This is a genomic window from Endozoicomonas sp. SESOKO3 (assembly GCF_024606255.1).
The window spans coordinates 1-1811 of sequence record NZ_JAHHPR010000753.1; the positions used below are offsets into that span (position 1 = coordinate 1).

Annotated in this window: 3 protein-coding genes; 1 reads left to right on the forward strand and 2 read right to left on the reverse strand. The window is 48.2% G+C overall.

Annotation, left to right across the window (positions count from 1 at the left end):
- Positions 1 to 129: 129 nt before the first annotated feature.
- The gene (locus KDK18_RS13255; RefSeq protein WP_257255403.1) at positions 130 to 765 is read right to left on the reverse strand and encodes an O-methyltransferase; all 636 of its coding nucleotides are present in this window, start codon (positions 763 to 765) and stop codon (positions 130 to 132) included.
- Between the two features lie 205 nt (positions 766 to 970).
- Here KDK18_RS13255 and KDK18_RS13260 point away from each other — a divergent pair, with 205 nt between their 5' ends.
- Complete coding sequence (locus KDK18_RS13260; RefSeq protein ID WP_257255404.1) at positions 971 to 1252, forward strand: SelT/SelW/SelH family protein; 282 nt, start codon at positions 971 to 973, stop codon at positions 1250 to 1252.
- Positions 1253 to 1374: 122 nt separating this feature from the next.
- Here KDK18_RS13260 and KDK18_RS13265 read toward each other — a convergent pair.
- The coding region (locus tag KDK18_RS13265; RefSeq protein WP_257255405.1) for a TIGR04211 family SH3 domain-containing protein at positions 1375 to 1811 on the reverse strand (437 nt) is incomplete at its 5' end.

Sequence of the window (1811 nt, forward strand, 5' to 3'; positions counted from 1 at the left end):
AACTATAGGTGATGAGGTTCCCGGGAGGCAATGGATCGTCTAGAACATATCTTTCTTTGCAAATAGTGAGTTGGACTAATGCCCCAGAAACTTGTCAGATTTAAAACAATGTCAAAAAGAGGATTAAAATCAGATCTTACGTACCACATGAAGGCCATGTCTGACGGGTAAAAGAACATTATCCAGATCCGCCCTGGAAGACAGATAGCGGTTCAGCTTTGCAATCACCTCATCCCGCTCATCCAGAGGGTTCAATACACCGCCTTTCCAGAGCGCATCGTCAATAACAATAACGCCTCCCTGCTTCAGCATGGGGAGAATCAGCTCCAGATATTCAAAGTATTTTTTCTTGTCGGCATCAATGAAAACAAAGTCGAGTTCTCCCTCAATGGTAGGGATGGTTTCCAATGCTTTGCCAAACAGTACTTTCAACTTATGAGAATGGGGTGATCGGTCAAAGAATTCCTCTGCAATAGCAATGGCACGAGGATTAGTTTCACAACAATAGATTTCACCATCCTCTGGCAGGGCTTCAGCCATGGATAAAGCCGCGTAGCCGGTGAACATGCCGATTTCCAACACCCTCTTGCTGTGACTTAAGGCTACCAGCAGTTTCAAGGTTTGCCCCACCATTCTTCCCGACATATTTCCCGGATAGCGGGTCCGGTCTTCTGTCGCCTGGGCCAGCTCTTTCAGAAGTGGCGACTCACCGCCGGTAATGTCATGGCAATATTGTTCGATATCGGGATTTACAATGACCGTCATGGCCTTTCCTTCACTGCATTAACGGGCAGATTCTATCAGGAGCCTGCTGAGTAAAAAATGCCTTTTAACCGTGCCCGACTGATACACTCATGGTAGGATTTGAAGCGGCTTCCCGAACACTCTGAGCAAGCCAGGAAGGAACAGAGGGCACTGGCAAAAATAAATAGAACCTATCACTCACTCAACTCTTGCAAGGCAGTAAACCGTGACAGAAAAACCCATTGTAGAAATAAACTATTGCAGCCAGTGCCAGTGGTTGCTCCGCTCCGCCTGGCTTGCTCAGGAATTGCTCAGTACGTTCAGCACCGATCTGGGAGAGGTGAGACTGAAGCCCGGAACAGGTGGTGTCTTTGTCATCACCCTGAACGGCAAACAGATCTGGGAAAGAAAACAGGACGGCGGCTTTCCGCAACCCAAGCAGATCAAACAGAAAGTCCGTGACCTGATAGATCCTGAACGGGATCTCGGACACAATGACCGTTCCTGATTTATGCTAGTCCGGCCAAAGAGAATCTCGCTACTTCCAGCAGGCTCTGACAGCATCCAGCTACTTTCAGAAGCCCCGATCGTGTCATATCAGGGGCTTCTTTCAAACCTTCAGGAAGACGGTTAAACCCAGTCGGAAGCAGGCTTTTTGCGGAATCGGATCATTGGCAAGAACAAACCCAGCAGAATACCTATTATGATCGTACCACTTCCATAGAGATACCAGCGCATACTGCTACTCCGAATCAGCTGGTTATTTTCAGCCTCTATTACCTCAATCCGGTTTTTCAACTGTAAATTTTCTTCCATCAATTGCTTGTTCCGACGATCCAGTGCCTGAGGATCAGCGGTCGCTTCTCTCAAGGCGATAAACTCAGAGGTTTTGTCGTCCAACAGCCCGGTGGTCTCTTCAAGAGTACCTTTAACATTGTCCAGCTCATCCTCAGTGGCAGATAATCCAGATTTTAGAGCCGTGTTCTCTTTGGTCAGTTGCGAAAGGTTTTCCAGCACCTTTGGCAGACGCTCTCTGGCAGGCTCCTCGACCACCAGATACTGACGGG

Bases quoted from the DNA above. Each gene is read 5' to 3' on its own strand.
- KDK18_RS13255 (WP_257255403.1), bottom strand. From the start codon at position 765: ATGACGGTCATTGTAAATCCCGATATCGAACAATATTGCCATGACATT.